Here is a 4,867-nt window from a genome sequence, read left to right on the forward strand (position 1 = left end):
TGTACGTAAATCGCAGTTTTTGCCAACGGGCAAAAATCTAGACTATATTAAAAAAACTTTACATGGATGTATTTTTTAATAACTCCGCTTATTGGAAACATTCTGTAATAAAGCGTTCTTCTAATTTTTCTTCAAGATTAGCAATAGCAATCTGTTCGATGGTCTCTTGGTTATAAGCAGACAGTTTTTCGCACTTTGTAGCATAAGAAGCTAATCCCGTATTCTTATTTCTTACGGTAATTTGTATCTGGGGGATACTGGAATAAATCCCATTGAATTGAGATTCATTCCATAAAACATCAGTATTAAGTACATATCTGGCATTAGTTTCTGCAACAGTAATTCCGTTTTGTGAAAGCAAAGAACAGATTTTTCCGTTAATTCTGTTCTGCTTATCACCATTTACAATAACTTTAATCGTTGCCTGTACCCGTATTGAAGATAATGCTGATAATTCAGAGACGAACTTCTCTGCAAATGATGTATATTCCGAACATTGGTGAGGATATATTGCCAGCGCCATCTCATATAACAAATAAAAAACAGAATACAATTGTTCAGTTCGATTAAATTGAATCAATTGATTGAAAATCTCAGTTTCCTTGTTTACCTGCCTTAATGAACTTTTGCAGCTGTTTATTAGTACGGCCATTTTCTGAGAAATAACAGTCCAAACATCTTTTCTAGAAAGATATGCACAGACATAATATTTCTCATTTCGTTTGTCATAAACACTGTTTGTATATTGAACTGAGAACAAGTCTGATTTTGTTGATGTTATCAAATTCTGTCTTACATCACCTTTTTCGATATAGGAAAAATTGTCTCGTTCAATACTTTTCAAGGCATGTGTCTGAGAAGTTATAGTCTGATTAAAATATGAACTTAATTCAGAGAGAGCAGACTTCTTTGCTGAACTCTCTGAATTACCTTCTCCAACAACTCTGACATAATCTACTGTCGGAAAAGCCTTCTCCAAATCAGTCAGCCACTTTGGACTTGAAGCAAAACAGAGGGCTGAATACATAAGAAGAATTGAAATGTTAATAATCTGTTTTTTCATATTCATTCCTCTAAAGAACTCCGCGTTAGCGGTCGTACAGGATGTGCGAAATTGCAGAGTTTGCTTTTTAGCAAACTCTGAGTGAACAAAAATACATGGATGTATTTTTGTTCACCCCCCCTTTCTTCTACTCTCTTGCTTCTACCATTGTGTAGTTCATGAGATACTGGATTAATTCATCAACTACTTTATCGTCTTCACCTTTGAATGCATTTTTAATCTGTTTTGCATACAAATCTTCGTCCATTGAATATACGACAAGGTATGTATACTTTGATTCAGTTTCTGTCTTCTTCTGAAGACGTGTGCGGCCAAGTACCCACCAGTCAGTTTCCTTATTAAGGCCGGAAACAGTAACTGCAGATGCTCGTGCTGAATAACGTTCTACTGTTTCTTCAACATCAGACTTATCACCATCGGCTCGAGCTCCAACAAAATCAGAAATTCCCTGTTTGATAGAAGCTCCAATTTCTGCGCGGGCATCAACCTGATCTGCCCAAGTCTTTACGAAATCAAGATTTTCTCCTGTTTTTGATACAACCCAGATGTGTTTATCAATTCCAAGAGCCTTGCTTAATGTCTTCTGATTTGGTGTTCCAAGAACAGTTCCTACCCATTCTGGCTGAGCAACACCAAATGCAGTGCCTTTGTGTTCGATAATTTCTGTTGGTCCAGAAACATCTTTTACCTTTGGTGCACTTGCACAGCTAGAGAGAGTAATAGCACCAACCAAACAAATTGCGAAAAAGATTCCATTCTTTTTCATAGACGTCCTCCTGTGCTGTTTTAAGCAACAGCTGCTTATTTATTGTTAGAATTAACCTTATTAATTTCAGCTGTAAGTAATTCTGCAAAAGTAGATTTCCCGTCATACGGATATTTCTCAAGAATCTCTCTATGTGCAGCCTCAACTTCCATCCGTTCCCTACGGACATTCAGAAGTTTGTTGTAATAATGCCAGTCACCAGTAATGGCTGCCATTCGTTCCAGTCTAAGCTCATAATTCTTGTCATAAATCAAAGGAACCTTGCTTAGGTTGTAGTAATTTGTTTCGTTCAAAACTCCTGCAACCTTTCCTACGGTAGGAAAGCCGTTCAAATCACTGTAGCCAGAGAAATAAACTTTCTGCATATTCACCTCCTTCTGCCTGATATATCAAAATATAAACCATGTACATTCCCAAGTCACGGGAATGGTATTTTAGAAATAAGAACCAATATGCACTTTTATTTCTTTCTGGTGAATATTTACCAAACAGATAGAAATCCAGTTTCTCCAGTCATTAGAGTCATTTGGTTCCTCAGTTATTACGAAAGTGTTCCAGTCCAATGACTCTGCTTCTTTACACCATTCCAATAATTCATCAGAAGTATATTCACAGGAATATGACTGTGTCCCTAACACGAATCCGTCCGGGAAATCATCATAAATAGCTTCAAAATCCTGTTCTGGAATATCATAAAAATACATGTTTTCTATCCATGGATCTTTATTACACTCTTTCTCCAATAAAAAGCATTCGTATTTATCAAATGAAATGATTTGCTCATGACTATCAGATTCATAATCAACCTGATTATTGAAACCACATGAACTCATCATTAAAACAGCAATACTCAACAAAATAATTTTTCGCATAGTAATTCTCCCACTTTATTCATCACTGTTAGCGTTCTTTCGTAAAAGACGCAGCGCTTTTGCTTCAATCCTTCGAATCTTTTCCAAAGGAATATCAAAAGCATTGCCTACCTCTTCAAGGGTATGACTACGTTCCTCACCTAATCCAAAACGCATTGAGAGTACTTTCTGTTCAAATGGTTCTAAATTACCAACAATCTGGTTTAATTTTTCCTGCAGCCTTACATAATCATCATTGGAAATTTTCTTTGATCGAGAAGCTTCCAGAGTTTTTTCGTTACCTGAAGCTTCTTTTGCATTTTCAGTAGTTGGTACAAAATCTTCCCCAATCGTTGCGAACACTTGTAATGAAGTATTCATTTTCCTAATAGCAGCTGTCATTTCCATATCAGATAAAACATGGATATTAGAAATCCCCAGAGAATCAAAAAAGAATTTTACACTGTATCGAAGCGGTTCTACACAAAGGACTACCGGTGAGAAACCTTGATCTATCATTTCGCTGATTTTCAAAGACAATTCATTAGAAAACAGTTTTCTTATGGCTGGATTAAACGCAATTTCTCCAGTTTCCGTCAAATTATTAAACATAGACTCTGATAATTTCTGCGAAAGTAAGAGTGCCTTAATGTCATTATTTCTTTCACCAAGAGAACCAATAATATCCGGTATAATTGAACATCTAACCTTGTTTACAAGAGCTGGAATTTTTGCTCTATCAAATTTAGGTTCATTTGAAATAGTTTCTAAAATTGGAAGCAAATTCCGAATACTAACTTCTTCATCTAAAAGAGAACAAAGAACCAGTTTTACAACTGTCAGTGATGCATTCCCATATTTCTTGACTAATTGCGTACAGAGGAATTCATTCTCCTTTAAAACCTCATCCAATAATTCTCCAACATATTGAGTCGTAATTACTGATGAGAGATTCTCCTTTATCTTCTCTTGCAGATGTACTCTAATAACTTTTGGAGCTGTCAATGTAACATAACCATTCTGCTCAGCTTCAACTCTTTTTCCTTTTGTAATCCACAATCCTGGTACTCCAAATACAGGCTCTTTTGCAGGCTTACCGGTCATTTTGGTTTTCACAAAGCCAGTATCTAGAATCAAGATTGAATTCTTTTTGAATTCGAATCTTCCAGCAGCATATCCATTAACTTTTATTACGTACTCAAGAGACTTAAGTGCTTTGTTTTCTTTTATGCGTACATTTGGAATAACAACACCATACTTATCAAAGGTCTCCTCACGAATCAAGGGAATTGATTTGAGAATTTCTTCAAGAGTTTTTTCTAAACACAAATCGCTGCCAAGTTCCAATGTAAATAAATTAAGTTTTCTGTATTTGTCCATAATCTTCCTCCACCTCATTTCCTAGTTATTAAAACCAATACTTCTCTTGCCGTATTCTTTTTCTTCCTGCATTTTGCATATTTCATCAGTAATGTATGTTTCCGTTACCTTCTCCAGATTCATAAAGCGGAGTCTGGAAGAAATATTTCCAAAATCACCTGGAGTTGCACTCTGATACTTTGAAATCTTTCTGATATCTTCTTCATTAAAATTCAACTTTGGAAAGTATTTACCTAAGAGACTTTCCACACCTTCTTCTTTCAGCGACTTAAACTCAACCATAATGTGAAAGCGTCTCTGCATTGCCTTATCCATAATGTTTCGAAGGTTTGTGGTGCAGATTACAATTCCATCAAACTGTTCCATTTGTGTAAGAAACTCATTTACCTGGGTAATTTCCCAGCTTTGAGACGCATAGGACCTTTCACGAAAAAAAGAATCTACTTCATCAAAAAGAAGTATCTTTTTCTGCTTCTTTGCATCATCAAATGCTTTTGCAATATTCTTTTCTGATTCTCCGACGAACATTCCCAGTATGTCTGAAGCATTTTTTGTGATTACACCTTTTCCCAAAGAATCTGCAATATAATGAGCAAGATTTGTTTTTCCGGCACCACTTAATCCGTAAAAGAGGATTCGAATGCCTTTTTCATTACCCTGCGATTTCATGTCATTAGCGATGGCATTCTGAACCATCTCAACAATTTCCTGAGCTGGAATAGAAGTATTTAGAACACTTAAATCGTATGAGGAATCAGAAGTCTTCTTTTTGCATGATTCAATGTCATACGGATTTTCGATAATTCT

At 35.8% G+C, this 4,867-nt stretch carries 6 protein-coding genes; all 6 read right to left on the reverse strand.

The annotated features are described in order from the left end of the window. Nucleotides 1-88: 88 nt before the first annotated feature. Nucleotides 89-1,063 (reverse strand): hypothetical protein, encoded by a 975-nt coding sequence (locus MSI_RS12855; RefSeq protein ID WP_009107803.1) that lies wholly within the window; start codon nt 1,061-1,063, stop codon nt 89-91. 127 nt (nt 1,064-1,190) lie between these two features. Next, the gene (locus tag MSI_RS12860) at nt 1,191-1,829 is read right to left on the reverse strand and encodes a hypothetical protein (protein ID WP_009107805.1); all 639 of its coding nucleotides are present in this window, start codon (nt 1,827-1,829) and stop codon (nt 1,191-1,193) included. A gap of 35 nt (nt 1,830-1,864) precedes the next feature. Then, the gene (locus MSI_RS12865) at nt 1,865-2,194 is read right to left on the reverse strand and encodes a hypothetical protein (RefSeq protein ID WP_009107807.1); all 330 of its coding nucleotides are present in this window, start codon (nt 2,192-2,194) and stop codon (nt 1,865-1,867) included. A 69-nt stretch (nt 2,195-2,263) separates the two neighbouring features. Further along, nucleotides 2,264-2,701, reverse strand: coding sequence for a hypothetical protein (locus tag MSI_RS12870; RefSeq protein ID WP_009107809.1), 438 nt, complete (start codon nt 2,699-2,701; stop codon nt 2,264-2,266). Between the two features lie 15 nt (nt 2,702-2,716). Next, complete coding sequence (locus MSI_RS12875; protein WP_009107811.1) at nt 2,717-4,060, reverse strand: FHIPEP family type III secretion protein; 1,344 nt, start codon at nt 4,058-4,060, stop codon at nt 2,717-2,719. 21 nt (nt 4,061-4,081) lie between these two features. Continuing rightward, on the reverse strand, nt 4,082-4,867 hold a 786-nt coding region (locus MSI_RS12880; RefSeq protein WP_039924983.1), incomplete at its 5' end, for an ATP-binding protein.

Origin of the sequence: Treponema sp. JC4, assembly GCF_000260795.1 — a bacterium.
Lineage (GTDB): Bacteria > Spirochaetota > Spirochaetia > Treponematales > Treponemataceae > Treponema_D.

Bases quoted from the DNA above. Each gene is read 5' to 3' on its own strand.
- MSI_RS12875 (WP_009107811.1), bottom strand. From the start codon at position 4,060: ATGGACAAATACAGAAAACTTAATTTATTTACATTGGAACTTGGCAGC.
- MSI_RS12860 (WP_009107805.1), bottom strand. From the start codon at position 1,829: ATGAAAAAGAATGGAATCTTTTTCGCAATTTGTTTGGTTGGTGCTATT.
- MSI_RS12865 (WP_009107807.1), bottom strand. From the start codon at position 2,194: ATGCAGAAAGTTTATTTCTCTGGCTACAGTGATTTGAACGGCTTTCCT.
- MSI_RS12870 (WP_009107809.1), bottom strand. From the start codon at position 2,701: ATGCGAAAAATTATTTTGTTGAGTATTGCTGTTTTAATGATGAGTTCA.
- MSI_RS12855 (WP_009107803.1), bottom strand. From the start codon at position 1,063: ATGAAAAAACAGATTATTAACATTTCAATTCTTCTTATGTATTCAGCC.